The sequence below is a fragment of the Dermacoccus nishinomiyaensis genome, assembly GCF_900447535.1.
GTDB classification, from domain to species: domain Bacteria; phylum Actinomycetota; class Actinomycetes; order Actinomycetales; family Dermatophilaceae; genus Dermacoccus; species Dermacoccus nishinomiyaensis.
Window position 1 is genome coordinate 461,155 of the sequence record NZ_UFXX01000001.1, and the last position, 17,865, is coordinate 479,019.

A 17,865-nucleotide genomic window follows, 5' to 3' on the forward strand; every position below is an offset into this window, starting at 1 on the left:
GGTTTCGAGCGTCACGACCCATGACGAGCGGGTCCCCACCTCGAGGTGGGGACCCGCTCGTCATGTCAGTCACGCTGCCGCGGCGACGCGCCGTCGCGCGGCCGGTTCAGCCAGCGCGGCGCCCGCGCGAACCGCTCTCGGTCGCGGCGCCTCAGTCCTCGCTGACGGTGACGGTGACGTCGATGTTGCCGCGCGTCGCGTTGGAGTAGGGGCACACCTGGTGCGCCTTGTCGGCGAGCGCCTGCGCCTCGTCATGCGGCAGGTCGGGGATGACGACCTCGAGTTCGACGGCCAGGCCGAAGCCCTCCCCGGCCTTGCCGATGGAGACGCGCGCGCCGACGCTCGACTCCCCCAGGTCGGCGCCTGCGCCGCGGGCCACCATCTGCAGGGCCGAGTGGAAGCACGCGGCGTATCCGGCGGCGAAGAGCTGCTCGGGGTTCGCGCCGTCACCCGAACCGCCCATGGCCTGCGGGACGGCGAGGTCGAGGTCGACGCGGCCGTCGCTGGAGTGGACGTGGCCGTTGCGGCCGGCGCCGGTGGCGAGTGCTTCTGCGGTGTAGATCGGTTCCATGCTCGGTGCAACCACGCGGGCCCGCCGGCTATTCCATGACGGCGCCGCCGTCGGTGCTGCCATGAGCGCTACCGTCATGGATCGACGACGGCATCCACCCCAACGCAGCGTTATGCAACCTTGATGCGAAAGGCGTGTGTCACGTCACACCGATGAAACATCTTGCTCATAAGCTCCCCTCGACGCGTGACCACGATCAGGAAGGCAGCGCATGTCGACACCCGCAGCGCCGGTTCATGACGAACCGGCCGGCGAGCACCTCTCCCGGGGGCTCTCCAACCGCCACCTCCAGCTCATCGCCATCGGCGGAACGATCGGCACGGGCCTGTTCATGGGCTCGGGCAAGACGATCAGCGTCGCCGGCCCGTCCGTCATCCTCGTGTACGCGATCATCGGGTTCTTCCTGTACTTCGTGCTGCGCGCCATGGGTGAGTTGCTGCTGAGCAACCTCAACTACAAGTCGTTCGCCGACTTCGCGGGCGACATCCTCGGCCCGTGGGCCTCGTACTTCGTCGGCTGGACGTACTGGTTCTGCTGGATCGCGACGGCGATCGCCGACACGACCGCCATCGCCAAGTACATCCAGTATTGGTGGCCCGACACCCCGTCGTGGATTCCCGCCGTCGGGCTCGTCGCGCTGCTGTTCCTGCTCAACCTGCCGAGCGTCAAGGCGTTCGGCGAGCTCGAGTTCTGGTTCGCGCTCATCAAGGTCCTCGCGATCATCACGCTCATCGTCGTCGGCCTCTACATGATCTTCACGGGCAGCTCGCACGGCGGGCAGAAGTCGTCGTTCTCGAACCTGTGGTCGCACGGCGGCATCTTCCCCATGGGGTTCATGGGCTTCGCCGCGGGCTTCCAGATCGCCGTGTTCGCGTTCGTCGGCGTCGAGCTCGTCGGCACCGCCGCTGCTGAGACGAAGGACCCGGAGAAGAACCTGCCGCGCGCCGTCAACTCGGTGCCGATCCGCATGCTGTTGTTCTACGTCGGCGCGCTCGTCATCCTCATGTCGGTGCGTCCGTGGACGGAGTTCAAGGCCGGCGAGTCGCCGTTCGTCAAGATGTTCGCTCTTGCCGGGCTCGCCGCGGCCGCGGGTGTCGTCAACTTCGTGGTCATGACGTCGGCCGCCTCCTCCGCAAACTCGGGCATCTACTCGACCTCACGCATGGTCTACGGCCTCGCCGAGGAGAACGACGCGCCGCGTGTGTTCTCGCGCCTGTCACGCAACCGCGTGCCGGTGGCTTCCCTCGCCTTGTCGTGCGGGTTGCTGCTGCTCATCGGCCTGCCGCTGCTCGGCGCGAGCGGCAGCGTCGCCGACGCGTTCGACAAGATCACGACGGTCTCCGCGATCTGCTTCATGTTCGTGTGGACGATCATCCTCATCAGCTACGTCGTCTACCGTCGTCGCCGCCCGCACCTGCACGAGGCGAGCACCTTCAAGATGCCCGGTGGCGTCGTCATGTGCTACGCGACGATGGCGTTCTTCGTCTTCGTGCTGTGGACGCTGTGGATCAAGGACGACACCCGTCAGGCGTTGCTGTGGACGCCGCTGTGGTTCGTCATCCTGCTCGCCGCGTACTTCCTCATCGTGCGTCGTCGCCCGGCGCACGAGCAGCTGCGTGCCGAGCACGCCGCGAAGGTGGAGCGGGAGAACGCCGAGGTCACGCGTCGTAGCTGACCCGGCTCGCCCACGACGACGGGGTGTCGTCCGCTCAGGCGGACGTCACCCCGTCGTCATGTCGACACGCGGCTGTGAGTCTCGTGCAGTCGCAGTCGGCTCATCCCCAGGTGTGACGGCTGTGGATGACGAACGCGGCGCCGCGAAGCCAGGCGTCAGGGTGGAGCCATGACTGCTGCGCACGAACCCATCACCGACCTCACCGAGCTCGTCGCGACGTGGACGACGCTGCTCGAGACCGCCCCGCTGCGCGGGCGCAACCTGTGGCTGATGTTCCTCGACCCGAGCGCCCGCCCGCTGCCGGCCCTCACGCAGATCGAGGGCCTCAGCCTCACCCCGGATGCCCGCTCGATCGACAGCCTCGGCGAGCTCGTGCGTCACCTCGTCGACGATGATCGCGTCCCCAGCGGCGCGGCACTGTGCCTCGAACGATCGGGCACGACCGGCGCGTCACCGTTCGAGGAGGGCTGGGCCGACGCCCTGACCCGTGAGCTCGGCGAGCACCTCGCGTGGCCCGTGCTCGTGCGCACACCCGGCGGCATCACACCCGTGCGGTTGTGGTCGAGCGCGGCCTGAGACGTGCGTCGTTCGTCGGCACCGGATCGGCGCGGGCGCCGCCCGGGCCCGATTCGCGGACGCCTACGCTGGAGACATGACGTCCAATCCTGCCGCCGTGACCACACGCATCGTCCCGCCCGCCGTGGCGCACGACCTCGTCCGCACCGTCTGTGACGCGCTCGGCAGCGACGAACGCGAGGCGCGCCTCGTCGCCGACCACCTCGTCGCCGCCAACCTCGCGGGGCACGACTCGCACGGTGTCGGCATGATCCCGACGTACGTCGGCTCGGCCGCCGCGGGTGGGCTCGTCGTCAACGCCGAACTGGAGACGGTGACGGACGCGGGCGCCGTCCTCGTCGTCGACGGCGTGCACGGCTTCGGTCAGGCGATGGCGTTCGACGCGATGGCGGTCGGCATCGAACGGGCCCGCGAGTACGGTCTCGCGCTCGTGGGCCTGCGCAACTCCCACCACGTCGGCCGCATCGGTCACTGGGCCGAGCAGTGCGCGGCGGCGGGGCTCATCAGCATCCACTTCGTCAACGTCGGCGGCAGCCTCATGGTCGCGCCGTTCGGCGGCAGCGACGCCCGTTTCAGCACGAACCCGTTCTGCGTCGCCTTCCCGCGTGTCGGTGAACCGACCATCCTGCTCGACTTCGCGACGAGCGCCATCGCGTACGGCAAGGCGCGTGTCGCGCACAACAAGGGCGTCGAGGCACCCGAGGGCAGCCTCATCGACCACGAGGGGCGCCCGACGGACGACCCGTCGGTGCTGTTCGACGAACCGCACGGCGCGCTGCGTGCCATGGGTCTGCACAAGGGCGGGGGCCTGGCCATCATGTGCGAACTGCTCGGCGGCGCCCTCACAGGCGGGCTGACGACGCGTGAGGAGACGGCGCACGATGCGACGTCGATCTACAACTCGATGACGAGCATCCTCATCGACCCGAACGCACTCGGCTCACTCGACTCCGGCGCGGCCGATGCTTTCCTCGAATGGGTCAAGGCCTCCCCCGCGCCCGCCGGCGCCGAGCATGGGCCGCTGCTGCCCGGCGAGGTCGAACGCGCCACGCGCGCCACCCGCACCCGCGACGGTCTGCCTGTCGACGAGACGACGTGGCGCGGCATCGCCGACGCGGCGCGCGCCGCAGGCGTCCCCGACGACGACACCACCCTCGCCGCCTGGAACGCCTGCGCCGCCGCCTGAATGCGTCAGAGCTCCTGAGCGCGTCAGCCCGCCGTCACGCTGACGTCGTCGACGAGGAAGCTCGTCGCGAGGTCGGCGTCCTCGCTCTCACTGAAACGCAGCGTGACGCTGCGGCCCTTGTACGCCGACAGATCGACGGTGTGACGCACGTAGTCGCTGCTCGCATCGAGGTTCGAGGCTGACGCCACACGCTTCGTCGAGGTGCCGTCGACGACGTCAAGACTGAACGTGTCGTAGGCGCGCGAGCCGGTCTCGGCCGTCACGACACGGCTCCAGTACGTCAGCGTCGGGGTCTTCGCGTTCGCGGGGATCGTGACGCTCCGGCTGAGCGATTCGCTGACGCGTCGGCCGTTGCCGCCCAGCCACGCCTTCGCCGCGCCGCCGTGCGCGGCGTACGTCACATCGGTCGTGATGGCGCCCGTCGTGCCGCCCCAGCCGCGGGTGCCGGATTCGAAGTCACCGTTGACGAGAAGGTTCGTGTCCGGTGTAGGAGTCGGCGTCGGGTCGGTCGGCGGCTGCGCGGGCGTCGCGCCGAACAGGGTGCAGCCCTTGAGCCCGAGGTCGATGCGCCCGGCGGTGAAGCACGCGGTGAGCGGGTACGTCTGCTGACCGTAGCTCTGGCCCTGGTGGACGCTGACGTTGCCCGCCGCGTCGACCTCGCACGGATTGTCGAGTGTGCAGCGCTTGCCGTCGTCGTTGCCGGTGTTGTTGATGCCGATGACGGTGCCGCTCGTCGCATCGACGATCGGCGAGCCGGAGCTGCCGTGCGGCGTCTGGCACGTCGAGTAGCGGATCGAGTCGTTCATCGTGTAGCCGCCCTCCTTCAACCGGTACACGAAACCGTTGATCGCGCAGCCGTAGTGCTGCTTCCAGTAGCCCGACGGAATGTCGATGCTCGCCTCGTCGCTCGGGTGCGTGGCCGCGAGCGGGCGAGCGGTGACGTTCTTCGCCGCGAGCTGCGCGTACGTCGACGTGCTGCGGTACACGGCGACATCGGTGCCCGTCATCGTCGCGTACTGGAGGCGATCGAGTGTCAGCTTCGTCACGGTGTGCGCGTCGCTGCCGCCGAGCACGGTCGCCGAACGTGTCTCGGCCTTGTCGTAGACGAACGTCGACGGCTCCGGCATCGTGCCGATGCAGTGCCCGTTCGTCAGGACGAGGGCCTTGTCGGTGTCGGCAGCGCCGGGGAAGCGCACGAGCGAACCCGAGCAGTTGTCGAGCGCGACGATCGCGTCGTACGTGGCGAACCGCGTCGCGGCGCTCGATGCGGGAGCCGAGGCGAGGGTGGCTGCGCCGACGACGGCGCTGAGCGCGACCAACGGGATGCGGGTGCGAACGGCCATGGGGATCTCCTGGTGATGAGGCGGGCGCACCCGCGTCGACACGGCGTTGTCACACCGCAAGTCACACAGTAGAACGACAGGTCATGTCCAGGTGGCGTTGAGCTTCGGAGAATTCTCGCCACGCCCCTACCGGCACGGCATGAAATGATCCAGCCATGAACTATGCGGAGAGCGTCGTCGATCTGGTCGGAAACACCCCTCTGGTCAAGCTGGGCACCGTCGCGCGTGAGGCGGGCGTGCGCGCGACCGTCCTCGCGAAGGTCGAGTACTTCAACCCCGGCGGCTCGGTCAAGGACCGCATCGCCCTCAAGATGATCGAGGCGGCCGAGGCCTCCGGCGAGCTGAAGCCCGGCGGCACCATCGTCGAGCCGACCTCGGGCAACACCGGCGTCGGTCTCGCGCTCGTCGCGCAGCGCAAGGGTTACCGCTGCATCTTCGTCTGCCCCGACAAGGTCGCCAAGGACAAGATGGACGTGCTGCGCGCCTACGGCGCCCAGGTCGTCGTCACGCCGACGTCCGTCGCGCCCGACCACCCCGACTCGTACTACTCGGTCTCCGACCGCATCACGCAGGAGACACCCGGGGCGTGGAAGCCGAACCAGTTCTTCAACCAGCACGGCCCGCAGTCGCACTACGAGACGACCGGCCCGGAGATCTGGCGCGACACCGACGGGCGCGTCACGCACTTCGTCGCGGGCGCCGGCACGGGCGGCACCATCTCGGGCACCGGCCGCTACCTCAAGGAGGTCAGCGCCGAGCGCCCCGAGGCCGACGGTGGGCCCGTGCGCATCATCGGCGCCGACCCGGAGGGCTCGATCTACTCGGGCGGCACCGGGCGTCCCTACCTCGTCGAGGGCGTCGGTGAGGACATGTGGCCCGGCGCCTACGACCCGTCGGTGCCGGACGACGTCATCGCCGTCAACGACGCCGAGGCGTTCGCCATGACGCGTCAGCTCGCCGAGAAGGAGGGCCTGCTCGTCGGCGGTTCGAGCGGCATGGCCGTCGTCGCCGCGCTACGCGTGGCGAAGGACCTGCCCGAGGACGCCGTCGTCGTCGTTCTGCTGCCCGACTCCGGGCGCGGCTACATGTCGAAGATCTTCGACGACGCGTGGATGAACTCCTACGGCTTCATCACCGGCGAGGGCGAGCGCACCGTCGGCGACGTGCTGCAGGCCAAGTCCGGCGACCTGCCCGACCTCGTCCACACCCACCCGCAGGAGACGATCCGCGACGCGATCGACATCATGCGCGAGTACGGCGTCAGCCAGCTCCCCGTCGTCGCCGCCGAGCCGCCCGTCATGCTCGGCGAGGTGCGCGGCGCCGTCAGCGAGCGCACGCTCATGGACCTGTTGTTCGCCGGGGACGCGCAGCTCAGCGACGCCATCGCCGACCACCTCGGCGAGGGCCTGCCGCTCATCGGCCGCGGCGAACCGGTGTCGGCGGCGCGCGAGGCGCTGCATGACGAGGGCGCCGTCCTCGTCGTCGACGGCGGCCGCCCCATCGGCGTCCTCACCCGCTTCGACCTGCTCGAGGCGCTCGCGAACTGACGCCGGACCCTGGCGTCAGGACGCAGGAGTCCCGCCGTGAATCGCATGCCGGTCGGGGCGCAGTTCGTGTTGCTGGCGCTCATGTGGGTTCGAGCTTCCTGGTCACGAAGGTCGGCCTCGAGGTGGCTGTCCGTTGTGCAGGTGCTCGCCCGCATGGCGAGCGGCGCGCTCGCGCTGCTCGCGATCTGTGCGGTGCGGCGCCAACCGCTCCCGCGGGATCGTGCGGTGCGAGGCCACCTGCTCGTCGTCACGATGCTGTTGTGAGTCGTGCCGTTTCTACTCTTCGCGTGGGCCGAGCAGCACGCCTCCTCCATCCTGGCGAGCATCTAAGACGTGACGGCGCCGCTCATGACGATGATCATCGCCGTCGCGGCGCTGCCGGAGGAACGGCTGACGCGTGATCGCGCCATCGGCCTCGTCCTCGGCTTCGTCGGCGTGCTCACCATCCTGTCGCCGTGGCACTCACTCGGCGGTTCGAGCGCGACGGGTCAGCTCGCATGCCTCGCCGCGACCGCGTGCTACGGCCTCGGCTTCACCTACCTGCGCAAGCAGATCGCTCCGCGTGGGCTGCCGGCGCTCGCCGTCGCGTGCTTCCAGGTCTCGCTCAGCGCGCTCGTGCTCACGCCGTTCGTGGGCCGCGGCGAGGTGCACCTCAGCTGGCGCGTCGTGCTGAGCATGCTCGCGTTGGGCGCACCTGGCACGGGCATGGCGTACGTGTGGAACACGATCGCGAGAGGACGCGGCGCCGTCGAGGGCTCGTCCGTCAGGCGCTGACGCGGTCGGCGCCGGCGTAGACGTTGAAGTGGTCGCGGCGCATCATGCCGACGAGCACGAGTCCGTATTCCTCGCACAGATCGACGGCCATCGAGCTCGGCGCCGATACCGCGACGATGCCGCTGACGCCCGCCGCGACGGCCTTCTGGACGATCTCGAAAGACACCCGGCCGGACACGACTAGCAGCCGATCCGTCGCGGGCAGCTCACCCTCCATGAGGGCGCGACCGAGCACCTTGTCGACGGCGTTGTGACGCCCGACATCCTCACGCACCGGCCCCAGCACCCCGTCGTACGTCGCGAGGGCTGCCGCGTGCAGCCCCCCGGTGCGTTCGAAGGCACGCTGGCCGCGGCGCAGAGCGTCGGGCAGTTCGCGAGCGACGTCGGCGCTCAACACCTTTTCGCACGTCGCGATGGCGGGTCCGAGCGTCAGCTGGTCGGCGCTGCACACGCCGCATGCCGCGCCGGTGACGAACGAGCGCGGACGCGGTGGTTCGACGCCGGCGGCGAGGGTGATCTCGATGGCGTCGGTCTCGTTCTTCCAGCATCCGCGCAGCTGACGGATGTGCTCCGGCGCGCTCGTTCCCGACTCGACGAGCAGCCACCCGGCGGCGAGTTCGGTGTCGTGCCCGGGCGTGCGCATGAGGACAGCCAGGGTCGTGTCGTCGAGGTGCAGTTCGAGGGGCGCCTCGACGACGAGGTCGTCGGGGCGACGGCTCATGCCCCCGGCGTTGATGCGGTGGACGGGGCGGCGCGTGGTCATCTGCGGCACCTCGCGAGCGTACTCTCATCGCATGAACGGACGCGAGAACACGTACGTGAAGCAGCGAGCCGGCGCGCCGTCCGGCTTCTTCGCCACGGAGGCTGCGGGGTTGCGGTGGCTCGCCGCAGCGAGCGCCGATGGGGGCGTCGACGTCGTCGAGGTGCTCGACCAGGACGCCACGTCGGTGACGTTGGAGCGCCTAGACGAGGCTCGCCCGAGCGACGGCGTCGACGCGGCCGCGGCCCGGTTCGGTGCTGCTCTGGCGGCGACGCATGCTGCGGGCGCCCCCGCGTTCGGTGCGCTGCCGCCCGGCGCGTCGACGTACTTCTTCGGTCCGCTCGATCAGCCGCTCACGCTCCCCCATGTCGAATCGGCGACGTTCGGGGCGTTCTACACGCAGGCCCGGCTGCGACCGGTGCTGGAGCGCACGCGGCTGGCGGGACGCGACGCCGACCTCGCGCAGCGCGTCTGCAGCGCCGTCGAATCGGGGGCCGTCGACACCTGGGGCGCCTCGGGTGAGTTCGTGCGGCCCGCCCGCGTACACGGCGACCTGTGGAGCGGCAACGTCCTGTGGACGCGCGGCGGCGCCGTCGTCATCGACCCCGCGGCGTGCGGGCACCACCCGCTCGCGGACCTCGCGATGCTGACGATGTTCGGCGCCCCCGGGCTCGAGGCGATTCTCGATTCCTACGCCGAGGCCGCCCACCTGCCCGACGACTGGCGCGAGCAGCTGCCGCTGCATCAACTGTTCGGCTGGCTCGTCCACCTGCACCTGTTCGGCGCAGGCTACGCCGAGCCCGTCTCGCGGGCCCTCGACGCGTCGGCCCGGCTGTTGGGCGTGTGAAGCCTTGGAGGCGTGCGCTCAGTCGCGGACCTCACGGTCCATGGCACAGCGTCTGACCGTGGCGTTGCCCCGCTCCTGACGGCTTGCGACGCGACGCCCGACCGTATGCTGATGCCGCTCGCGAGCCGCGGAGCCAGCGCTGCCACATCCCGCGGCGCGTGCGTTCGCCCAGCGGCGCGTCAGGTGGACGAGACGTTGGCGGTGAACCAGGCCGCGAGGTCGCGCGCCGAGGTGTCGACGAGCGTCGCCCAGTCGAACGCGGAGGCGTCGGCGTCGTCCGAGACGTGCTTGACGACGCGCACGGGCACGTCGAACGCCTGGCAGGCCGCGACGACGGCGTAGCCCTCCATGTCGACGAGCGACGCGCGCTCGGCAAGAGCATCCCGCACCTGTGCGTCGCTGACGAACAGGTCACCCGTGGCCAGGACGAGCTCTGGGTCGCCTGCCCCGACGCCGAGGCGCTCGCGCACGTCGTGGCCGAGGGCGCGGATCGCGTCGGCACTGATGTCGTGGTTGAGCACGACGCCCGGCTCGAAGACGCCGCGCATGCCGGGGCGCAGGGCTCCACATGAGCCGAGGTTGACGACCTGCAGCCCCGCCCGTTCCTGCGGCGTACGCTCCGCGAGTGCCCGCGTCGTTGCGATTGCCGCCGCGGTCTTGCCCAGGCCGGTCAGGACCATGTCAACGTCAGCGGGAAGATAGCGCGTCTCGCTGGCCGCCGCGGCGACGACGAGCGTCGTCACCGCTGTGCGTCAGCGTTGCCCTGCCACTGCTGCGAGGGCTCGCCCGAGCCGCCCGCGAACTGCTGGCCCATGCTCTGCGACGCCGGCGCATTCCACTGCTGCGCCCCGCCCTGCTGACCCTGGTGCGCCTGCTGCCCGCCCTGCTGGCCGTCAGGTGCGATATAGACGGCCGTGCCGTAGGCGCACACCTCGATGCCGGTCTGTGCGAACTCGTTCGTCTCGAAGCGGAATGCCACGACGGCGTTCGCGCCGCGCGCCTGCGCCTCGGCGGCCAGGCGGGACAACGCTTCACGGCGGCACTCGACGAGCAGTTCGGTGATGCCCTTGAGCTCACCACCGGCCATGGCCTTGAGCCCGGCGCCGATGTTGGAGCCGATGTGGCGCGAGCGCACCGTCAGGCCGAAGCACTCACCCATCGTCGCCTCGATGCGGTGACCGGTCACGTCGTTCGTCGTCACGATGATCATGACGTCGAGTCTAGGCGGCACGCACCGTCCGCGGGGGTGGATCGCCGCGCCTTCTCCGGCCCTTGTTCCAGGCCCCGTTCGCGCGGCGACGCGGCGTCAGCCCTCGAAGCGCGCGACGTCGCCGGCACCGACGCGCAACACGGTCGGCGCCGCGTCCGTGTAGTCGATGACGCTCGTCGGGCGCGGCTCGACCTCGTCGGCATCGATGACGATGTCGACCTCATGGTCGAGCGCGTCCTTGACGGCCCAGCCGTAGGTGAACGGTTCGTCCTGGTCGGGCAGAATGAGCGACGTCGACAGCAGCGGCTCGCCCAACTCCGCGACGATGGCGCGCGCGATCGGATGGTCGTCGAGACGCACCCCGACCGTCTTCTTCTTCGGGTGCACGAGCTTGCGCGGCACCTCCGCCGTCGCGGGCAGGATGAACGTGTACGGCCCCGGCGTCGAGGCCTTGATCGCCCGAAACGCGGCGTTGTTGAGCTGTACGAGCTGACCGAGTTGTGCGAAGTCCTCGCACACGAGCGTGAAGTCGTGCTTGGCGTCGAGGTGCCGGATGCGCACCATGCGCTCCTTGCCCTCGGCGTTGCCGAGCGCGCAACCGAGAGCGAAACCTGACGACGTCGGGTAGGCGATGAGCGCGCCGTCACGCAGAGCGTCGACGACCTGACGAACGGTGCGCGGCTGCGGGTTCTGGGGGTGGATGTCGAGGAAGAGCGCCATGCCTCAGGCTACGCCGCGCGGATCACGCGCCGCCACCCTGATCCCCCGCGCGTGACGGCGGGTGTGGGCGACGAACTCGGCGAGGATGAGCGGCCAGTCGCCGTACCGGGCGCGCGCGCCTGCGTTGTCGTCGTCCCAACCGTCGTGCTCGAAGGTGACGCGGGTGCCCCATTCGCTGTCGCTGAACCGGACGCTGACGCGGCTCGGATGACGATGCTCGCCGCGGCGCCAGCAGTCGAAGACGATCGACGAGCGCAGGTCGACGCTGACGACCTCGCCCCACGCGCGATCCTCGCCGCCGATTCGGAAGCTGACGGTCCCGCCCGGACGGGCCTCGATGACGACGCCCGCATGACGCGCGGGGTCAGGAGTCTGCAGCGGCGGCCACCACTTGCTGATCTCGCCGACGAACAGGTAGAACGCGGCCGCCGGCGGCACCGGGACGTCATGGGTGAGCGTGATCTTGTCCACCGACGCATCTCCCTGGCTCTCGACAGCAGCCCGCACACTATGGCACGGGCGACGAGGTCGGATGGGGATTCGCACCCACCCGATCCGCAGGGTCCGATTCGTGGGACGACGCGCGGCAAGAACGCGTCCGGGCAGCGGGTCCGGGGACAGCGTCAGGGCGCCGCCGCCACCGCGGCCGTCATTCGGCGACGTGCATCCTCACCTCGGTGGGCAGCACGACCGTGCGGCTGACGGTGCACAGCTTCTCGTGGGACAACTCGACCGTCTCCGGGTAGACCTTGCGCGCGGCGTCGCCGGCGTCGCCCTCGGGAAAACGGACGGTGAACGTCACGTCGATCGGGCCCATGTGGTTGCCCTGCTCGTCGCGCACCTTGTCGCCCTCGGCGACGACGTCGAACTGCGTCGGCTCGCTGCGGCGCGTGGTGAAGATGTCGACGTCGATGGCACTGCACCCGGCGATCGCGGTGAGCAACAGCTCGACGGGCGTGAAGTCGGTGTCGTCACCCGAGCCGAACTCGAGGGTGCCGCCGCGCGCGTTCGTCGCGACGAAGCGTCCAGCGCTCGTGCGGGAGATGCTGACGCTGCGGTGGGGGTCGTTGGCGCTCATACGCCCATCGTGCCACTAGGCTGCCAGGCGTGCCCGACGCAGCCAGCCCCAACGCCCCCCGCCCCGACTCCGGACGCCTCGTGCTCGTGCGCCACGGCGAGACGCAGTGGTCACGTGACGGGCGCCACACCGGCACCACGGATCTGCCGTTGCTGCCCGCCGGGGAGGCCGTCGCGCGGGCGGCCGGGCAGGCGCTCGCCGGACACCACTTCGTCGCGGAGTTCGTCTCCCCGCTGCTGCGCGCGCGGCGCACGGCCGAACTCATCGGGCTGCAGAACCTCGAGATCGACGACGACCTGCGCGAGTGGGACTACGGCGGCTACGAGGGCAAGTCGACGCCGCAGATCCGTGAGGAGGTCGGGTACGACTGGGAGATCTTCGCCGACGGCGTCATCCCTGGCGAGACCCCGGGTGAGACGGTCGAGGACGTCGCCGCGCGCGCCTCGCACGTGCTCGCACGGGTGCATCCGCTGCTGGAGCAGGGCGACGTCATCCTCGTCGCCCACGGGCACCTGCTGCGCATCCTCGCCGCCGCGTACCTGCGTCAGCAGCCGCGCTTCGCGGCGTCGCTGCAGCTCGACGCCGGCGCCGTGTGCGCCCTCGACACGCACCACGGAATCCCGACGATCGCCTCGTGGAACACGACGCACCTGCCGTCGGTCTGAGGTCGTACCTGCGTTCTGTGCCCTGGTCGCACGAGCTGTGTGACGTCGATTCAGGCTGCTTCTTCCGCGGGATTCCGCGATTGTCGGCGCTCACCTCTAGCGTGTGAGACATGCGCATCCTGCACACGTCCGACTGGCACCTGGGCCGCTCGTTCCACGGCGAGGGCCTCGGTGAGGCTCACTCCGCCTACTTCGACCATCTCGTCGACCTCGCGCGCGACGAGCAGGTCGACGCCGTCCTCGTCGCCGGAGACGTGTACGACCGGGCGCTGCCCAACCCGCGCACCGTCGAACTGCTCGACGACGCCCTGTGGCGGTTGCTCGACACCGGCGCTCGCGTCGTCGTCACCTCCGGCAACCACGACTCGGCGTCCCGGCTCAACTTCGGCTCGCGCATCATGGAGCATGCGGGTCTGCACATCCGCGCCGCCTATGAGGGCATCACCCGGCCGGTGGCGGTGCCGCGGCGCGGCAGCGACGAGATCGCCGGTCACGTCGTCGCGCTGCCCTACCTCGAACCGTCGGTAGCTGCGGGCGTGTTCGGCCTCGATGAGGGAACGCATCGGGCGGTGCTGAGCGAGGCGGTCGCGCGCTCGCGAGCCCAGGTGCCTTACAACGGCGCGCCCGTCGTCGCGATGGCGCACGCGTACTTCGCCGGGGCGACGACGAGCGACTCAGAGCGCGACATCAGCGTCGGCGGCCTCGGCCAGGTACCCACGTCCGTCGTGTCAGGCTTCGACTACGCCGCGCTCGGGCACCTGCACGGCCCGCAGACGCTCGAAGAGCACGTGCGCTACAGCGGCAGCCCCGTCGCGATGTCGTTCAGCGAGGCAGGCCACACGAAGGGCACGTGGCTCATCGACGTCACACGTGGTGCCGCGCGTGGGGAATTCATCGAGGCGCCCGTGCACCGCCCGCTCGCGACGCTCGTCGGCGAACTCGACCACCTGCTCGCCGAGCCCGCACTCGCCCACGCCGAGGCGGCTTGGTGCCAGGTGACGCTGACCGACGAGATTCGGCCGGCCGCGGCGATGGATCGGCTGCGAGCCCGCTTCCCGCACACCCTGCGGCTCTCCTTCGAATCGGCCCGCAAGGATGATGCGCCGCTCACGTACGCCGAGCGCCTCGCCGGGCGCGACGACGTCGAGCTGTGCTGCGACTTCCTCGCCCACGTGCGCGGGGGACGCGGTCCCAACGCGACCGAACGCACCGCCATCGGCCACGCCGTCGCCGCGGCGAACCGCCACGACGCCGAGACCATGCGCGACGACGGCTCGATGTTCGACCTGGAGGCCCTGCGATGAGATTGCACTCGCTCACCCTCGAGGCGTTCGGGCCCTTCCCCGGGCGCGAGCACATCGACTTCGACGCCCTCGATCAGGGCATCCTGCTCATCAACGGTCCCACCGGCTCCGGCAAGAGCTCGCTGCTCGACGCCATCGCGTTCGCGCTGTTCGGCGACGTGCCCGGCGCCCGCAAGTCGCTGCGTCAGAGCCTGCGCAGCCACCACGCCGAACCGTTCGCCGAGCCGCGCGTCGAGCTCGAGTTCAGCGTCGGACGCACCCGCTGGCGCGTGCAGCGCACCCCCCAGTGGGAGGCGCCCAAACGCCGCGGCACGGGCACGACGACGCGTCAGGCGTCGGTGCTTCTCAGCCAATGGCGCGACAACGCATGGCATCTCGTCTCGCAGCGCATCGACGAGGCCGCGGACATGATGAGCGACACCCTGGGCATGCGACTCGAGCAGTTCGCGCAGGTGGTGCTGCTGCCACAGGGCGAGTTCGCTCAATTCCTGCGCGCCAAGCCGGAAGATCGTCGCATCCTGCTCGAACGCCTCTTCGACGTCAGCCGGTTCGACGCCGTCGAGACGTGGTTCACGGAGGCGAAGAATCAGCGTGCCCGCGAGCGCGACACGTCACTCGAACGCATCCGCAGCCACCTGACGATCATCGACGACGCGCTCGCCCGCCTCGACGAGCCCCTCGAGGCGCCGTTCGACGTCAGCGTCGATGCGCCGAGCGCCGACGCCGTCAGCGCGGGCGTACCCGAGCTACCCGAGCGTCTGCGCGCCGTCGTCCGTGAGGTCACCGAACGCCGCGACGCTCTCGAGCACGCGGCGCGCACCAGTGAGATGCGCGCGCGACGTGCGAGCCGTGCCGCCGACGACGAAGCCGCCCGCACCCTGCTGCGCGCACGCGCCCAGGAGGCGGCGGACGTCATCGCCGAATGGCCCGCCGACCGGCTGGCTTCGGTGCGCCGCACCCTCGACGACGCGGCGTCTGTGGCCGGGGCGCTGAGGCTGCACGCGCGCGCCGGCACCGCGGCTGCGGATGCCGAACGCGCGGTGGAGGCCGTCACGCGGGCCGAGACGGCGCTGCGCGAACGGGGCGTGCACGTGCCCGAGAGTGGCTGGCCCTCCCCCGAGCTCACCGACGGCTGGTTCGAGGCGGTGAGTGACGCGCTGCGTCACGCCGAGTCGAGCGCACGCGATGTGGCATCGGCGCAGACGCGCGAGGTTCGTGCAGTGGCGCAGCTGCATGACGCAGAGGCGCGTCTCGCCGAGGCCCAGGCAGCGACCACGCGGGCCGAAGGCGCCGTGACGCGCGCCGGCCAGCAGCACGACCAGGTCGCGACACTCGTGGCGACGCTGCCTGACCCGTCAGATGCGCAGGCTGCCCTGGCGCGACTGCGCCGTGAGGCGGCGCGTCGCCCTGAGCTGGCCCACGCCCTCGCGAAGGCCGAGGCACGCGAGACCGAAGCCGTACGCGCCCACGCGGCGGCGGAGCGCGAAGTGCTGCGGCTGCGCGAGGCGCGTCTGGCCGGCATCGCGGGCGAACTGGGTGCAGCTCTCGCACCTGACGAACCGTGCCCCGTGTGCGGTTCAGCCACGCACCCGAGCCCGGCGAGCCCCGCCGATGACGCTCCCGGCGCGGAGCAGATCGAGCAGGCCGAGCAGCGGGCCGGCGAGGCCGACGCGGCCCGGCTGCGCGCCGGCGCCTCCGCGAGCGCGGCCCGTGAACGCCTGAGGCACCTCGACGAGGCCGTGACCGCGCATCACGACGAACTGCGCGTCGCGGTCGAGGCGCTCGCCGACGATCTGTCGACGGCACGCGCGCACGATGACCCGGCGCAGCTACGTCACCTCGACCACGTCGAGACCACCGCGCGCCGCCTGGGCCATGCCGACGCGCTGAGGACGTGGCTCAGCACCGATGATGATGACGACGCACGAAAGGACGTCGTCCTGGCGGCCGACGTTCTGGGCGACAACGGCACGCCGGCCGGCGACGTACAGAACCACGATGCTTCGCTTGACGATGGCGCCCAAGCCGACGATGAGCGGAACGACGATGCACCGGCCGAAGACGCGCGGGCCGGCGAGGCTTTGGCCGACGCCGTCACGCGCGCGCTCACCGACCTCACGACGACGGCCGCTGCACTGTCTGCCGAAGCAACCCAAGCACGCGCGGCGCTCTCGAGCGTAGAAGCCGCCCACACGAAGGCACTTTCCGCGCTGAGCGCGGCCGAGGAGCGTTGCGTGGGAGCGCAGAGCGCCGTTGGTGAGGCTCGAACGGCCACGGAGCACGCGCTCGGCGTCCTCACCACTGCGCTGCAGGCGGTCCCGTCGGCCACCCTGGCCGCTCTCGGCGTCGATTGGCCGCCGCGCAGCGCGGCCTCCGGGACGGGTTCGTACCAGTCGCAGCAGCCGTCGAGCCCGGCGGCGGGCTCGACGCCGCCGGGGTCGCTGATGCCGGCGCAACGCATGGAGGCAGTCGCCGACGGGCTCGGCGCGCGCGCCGAGGTGGCGAAAGACCAGCCCGGCTCCCCCGCACCGCTCGAGCCGTCGCTCGTCGCGGCGGCGCTGGCGGCCGTCACCGAGCGTCGACGCCTCATCGATGACGTCGAGCGCGCCCAGCGCGACGCTCAGCACGCGGAGCAGGCCGCCAGCAGTGCCGCCCAGGCCGTGGCGGACGAACTCGCCGTCGCCGGACACGACACGATCGAACAGGCGCGCGCACTGGCCCTGCCCGAGGACGAGCGCGCCCGCCTCGACGCCACCTGGAACGACGCCGTCCGCCGGGTCGCCGCGGCACAGACGAGCCTCGAGGACGAGCAGGTGCGCATCGCAGCCTTCACCCCGGCCGCCGATCCGGCGCGGCTCACCCAGCGTGCCGAGGTGCTGACCCGCCGGGCCCAAGAGGCCACGACGGTCGCCGTCAAGTGGCAGCAGACTCAGGCCGTGCTCGACTCGGTGCGCCACCAGGTGGCCGACGCCGTCCGCACCTATCTGCCGATGGCCGAGCGCGCCGCGGAGACGGCCGAACTCGCTGCGAGCTTCACCGGCACCGGCGAGAACACCCGCCGCATGCGGCTGACGAGCTACGTGCTCGCGGCGCACCTCGAGACGGTCACGCAGATGGCCAACGAACGTCTGGCGACGATGACGGACGGGCGCTACCAGCTGCGCTACACCGACGAACGAGCCAAGGGCAACCAGCGCAGCGGCCTCGGGCTGCTCGTCGTCGACGCGTGGACGGGGCGCTCACGCGACACCGCCACGCTCTCAGGCGGCGAGGCGTTCATGGCCTCCCTCGCCCTCGCACTCGGCCTCGGCGATGCCGTGCGCGCCGACTCAGGCGGCCTGGAACTGCACACGCTGTTCGTCGACGAGGGGTTCGGCAGCCTCGATCAGGACACGCTCGAGCAGGTCATGGAAGTGCTTGACTCGCTGCGAGAGGGCGGACGGCTCGTCGGCGTCGTCAGCCACGTCACCGAACTGCGCGCCCGCATCCCCACGCACGTCGAGGTCGTCAAGACCTCCGAGGGCTCGAGCGTGCGGACGACGTCCGCGCCGGGGCACGCCGCCGTCCCGAATGCCGTGTCTACCACGCCCTGAGCGACGCGGTGTGAAA

18 protein-coding genes are annotated in these 17,865 nt (G+C 70.7%); 10 read left to right on the top strand and 8 right to left on the bottom strand.

Annotation, left to right across the window (positions count from 1 at the left end; translation table 11 throughout):
- Window positions 1-151: 151 nt before the first annotated feature.
- The gene (locus DYE07_RS02285; RefSeq protein WP_040014430.1) at window positions 152-571 is read right to left on the bottom strand and encodes an organic hydroperoxide resistance protein; all 420 of its coding nucleotides are present in this window, start codon (window positions 569-571) and stop codon (window positions 152-154) included.
- A 211-nt stretch (window positions 572-782) separates the two neighbouring features.
- On the opposite strand from DYE07_RS02285, the gene DYE07_RS02290 reads away from it, so the two are divergent.
- The 3 genes from DYE07_RS02290 (at window position 783) to DYE07_RS02300 (ending at window position 4,008) form a co-directional block, all read left to right on the top strand.
- Complete coding sequence (locus DYE07_RS02290) at window positions 783-2,246, top strand: amino acid permease (protein WP_074045350.1); 1,464 nt, start codon at window positions 783-785, stop codon at window positions 2,244-2,246.
- Between the two features lie 168 nt (window positions 2,247-2,414).
- Window positions 2,415-2,822, top strand: a complete 408-nt coding sequence (locus DYE07_RS02295; protein WP_038568045.1) for a hypothetical protein — start codon at window positions 2,415-2,417, stop codon at window positions 2,820-2,822.
- Between the two features lie 76 nt (window positions 2,823-2,898).
- Window positions 2,899-4,008 carry a malate/lactate/ureidoglycolate dehydrogenase gene (locus DYE07_RS02300; protein WP_038568042.1) on the top strand — a complete coding sequence of 370 codons (1,110 nt, stop codon included), beginning with the start codon at window positions 2,899-2,901 and terminating at the stop codon, window positions 4,006-4,008.
- Between the two features lie 23 nt (window positions 4,009-4,031).
- On the opposite strand, the gene DYE07_RS02305 is transcribed toward DYE07_RS02300, so the two are convergent.
- Window positions 4,032-5,351, bottom strand: a complete 1,320-nt coding sequence (locus DYE07_RS02305) for a S1 family peptidase (protein ID WP_115296250.1) — start codon at window positions 5,349-5,351, stop codon at window positions 4,032-4,034.
- A 155-nt stretch (window positions 5,352-5,506) separates the two neighbouring features.
- Between DYE07_RS02305 and DYE07_RS02310 the strand changes: the two genes are divergently transcribed.
- The 3 genes from DYE07_RS02310 to DYE07_RS02315 all read left to right on the top strand — a co-directional run bounded on the left by DYE07_RS02310 (window position 5,507) and on the right by DYE07_RS02315 (window position 7,672).
- Entirely contained in the window at window positions 5,507-6,898 is a 1,392-nt protein-coding gene (locus DYE07_RS02310) for a cystathionine beta-synthase (RefSeq protein WP_074039241.1), read from the top strand.
- Between the two features lie 36 nt (window positions 6,899-6,934).
- Window positions 6,935-7,162 (top strand): hypothetical protein, encoded by a 228-nt coding sequence (locus DYE07_RS14460; RefSeq protein WP_136788277.1) that lies wholly within the window; start codon window positions 6,935-6,937, stop codon window positions 7,160-7,162.
- Window positions 7,163-7,231: 69 nt separating this feature from the next.
- Complete coding sequence (locus DYE07_RS02315; RefSeq protein ID WP_147286877.1) at window positions 7,232-7,672, top strand: DMT family transporter; 441 nt, start codon at window positions 7,232-7,234, stop codon at window positions 7,670-7,672.
- On the opposite strand, the gene fdhD is transcribed toward DYE07_RS02315, so the two are convergent.
- The gene (gene fdhD, locus DYE07_RS02320; protein WP_115296252.1) at window positions 7,662-8,435 is read right to left on the bottom strand and encodes a formate dehydrogenase accessory sulfurtransferase FdhD; all 774 of its coding nucleotides are present in this window, start codon (window positions 8,433-8,435) and stop codon (window positions 7,662-7,664) included. The two genes, DYE07_RS02315 and fdhD, sit on opposite strands and share 11 nt — an antisense overlap.
- Window positions 8,436-8,466: 31 nt before the next feature.
- Between fdhD and DYE07_RS02325 the strand changes: the two genes are divergently transcribed.
- Window positions 8,467-9,279: a fructosamine kinase family protein gene (locus DYE07_RS02325; protein ID WP_115297061.1), complete on the top strand. Its 813-nt coding sequence runs from the start codon at window positions 8,467-8,469 to the stop codon at window positions 9,277-9,279.
- A gap of 179 nt (window positions 9,280-9,458) precedes the next feature.
- Here DYE07_RS02325 and DYE07_RS02330 read toward each other — a convergent pair whose 3' ends face one another.
- From DYE07_RS02330 to DYE07_RS02350, 5 genes are all read right to left on the bottom strand, one after another.
- Complete coding sequence (locus DYE07_RS02330; RefSeq protein ID WP_074039238.1) at window positions 9,459-10,022, bottom strand: nucleosidase; 564 nt, start codon at window positions 10,020-10,022, stop codon at window positions 9,459-9,461.
- Complete coding sequence (locus tag DYE07_RS02335) at window positions 10,019-10,489, bottom strand: YbjQ family protein (RefSeq protein WP_006944389.1); 471 nt, start codon at window positions 10,487-10,489, stop codon at window positions 10,019-10,021. The genes DYE07_RS02330 and DYE07_RS02335 overlap by 4 nt, the downstream gene beginning before the upstream one ends.
- Window positions 10,490-10,585: 96 nt before the next feature.
- Window positions 10,586-11,209, bottom strand: coding sequence for an L-threonylcarbamoyladenylate synthase (locus DYE07_RS02340; RefSeq protein WP_006944340.1), 624 nt, complete (start codon window positions 11,207-11,209; stop codon window positions 10,586-10,588).
- A 3-nt stretch (window positions 11,210-11,212) separates the two neighbouring features.
- Window positions 11,213-11,680 carry an SRPBCC domain-containing protein gene (locus DYE07_RS02345; RefSeq protein WP_074039236.1) on the bottom strand — a complete coding sequence of 156 codons (468 nt, stop codon included), beginning with the start codon at window positions 11,678-11,680 and terminating at the stop codon, window positions 11,213-11,215.
- 178 nt (window positions 11,681-11,858) lie between these two features.
- Window positions 11,859-12,287, bottom strand: a complete 429-nt coding sequence (locus DYE07_RS02350) for an OsmC family protein (RefSeq protein WP_006944390.1) — start codon at window positions 12,285-12,287, stop codon at window positions 11,859-11,861.
- Between the two features lie 29 nt (window positions 12,288-12,316).
- Between DYE07_RS02350 and DYE07_RS02355 the strand changes: the two genes are divergently transcribed.
- The 3 genes from DYE07_RS02355 to DYE07_RS02365 all read left to right on the top strand — a co-directional run bounded on the left by DYE07_RS02355 (window position 12,317) and on the right by DYE07_RS02365 (window position 17,849).
- Complete coding sequence (locus tag DYE07_RS02355; RefSeq protein WP_115296254.1) at window positions 12,317-12,952, top strand: histidine phosphatase family protein; 636 nt, start codon at window positions 12,317-12,319, stop codon at window positions 12,950-12,952.
- A 110-nt stretch (window positions 12,953-13,062) separates the two neighbouring features.
- The gene (locus DYE07_RS02360; protein ID WP_115296255.1) at window positions 13,063-14,256 is read left to right on the top strand and encodes an exonuclease SbcCD subunit D; all 1,194 of its coding nucleotides are present in this window, start codon (window positions 13,063-13,065) and stop codon (window positions 14,254-14,256) included.
- Window positions 14,253-17,849, top strand: coding sequence for an AAA family ATPase (locus tag DYE07_RS02365; RefSeq protein ID WP_115296256.1), 3,597 nt, complete (start codon window positions 14,253-14,255; stop codon window positions 17,847-17,849). The genes DYE07_RS02360 and DYE07_RS02365 overlap by 4 nt, the downstream gene beginning before the upstream one ends.
- Window positions 17,850-17,865: the final 16 nt, after the last annotated feature.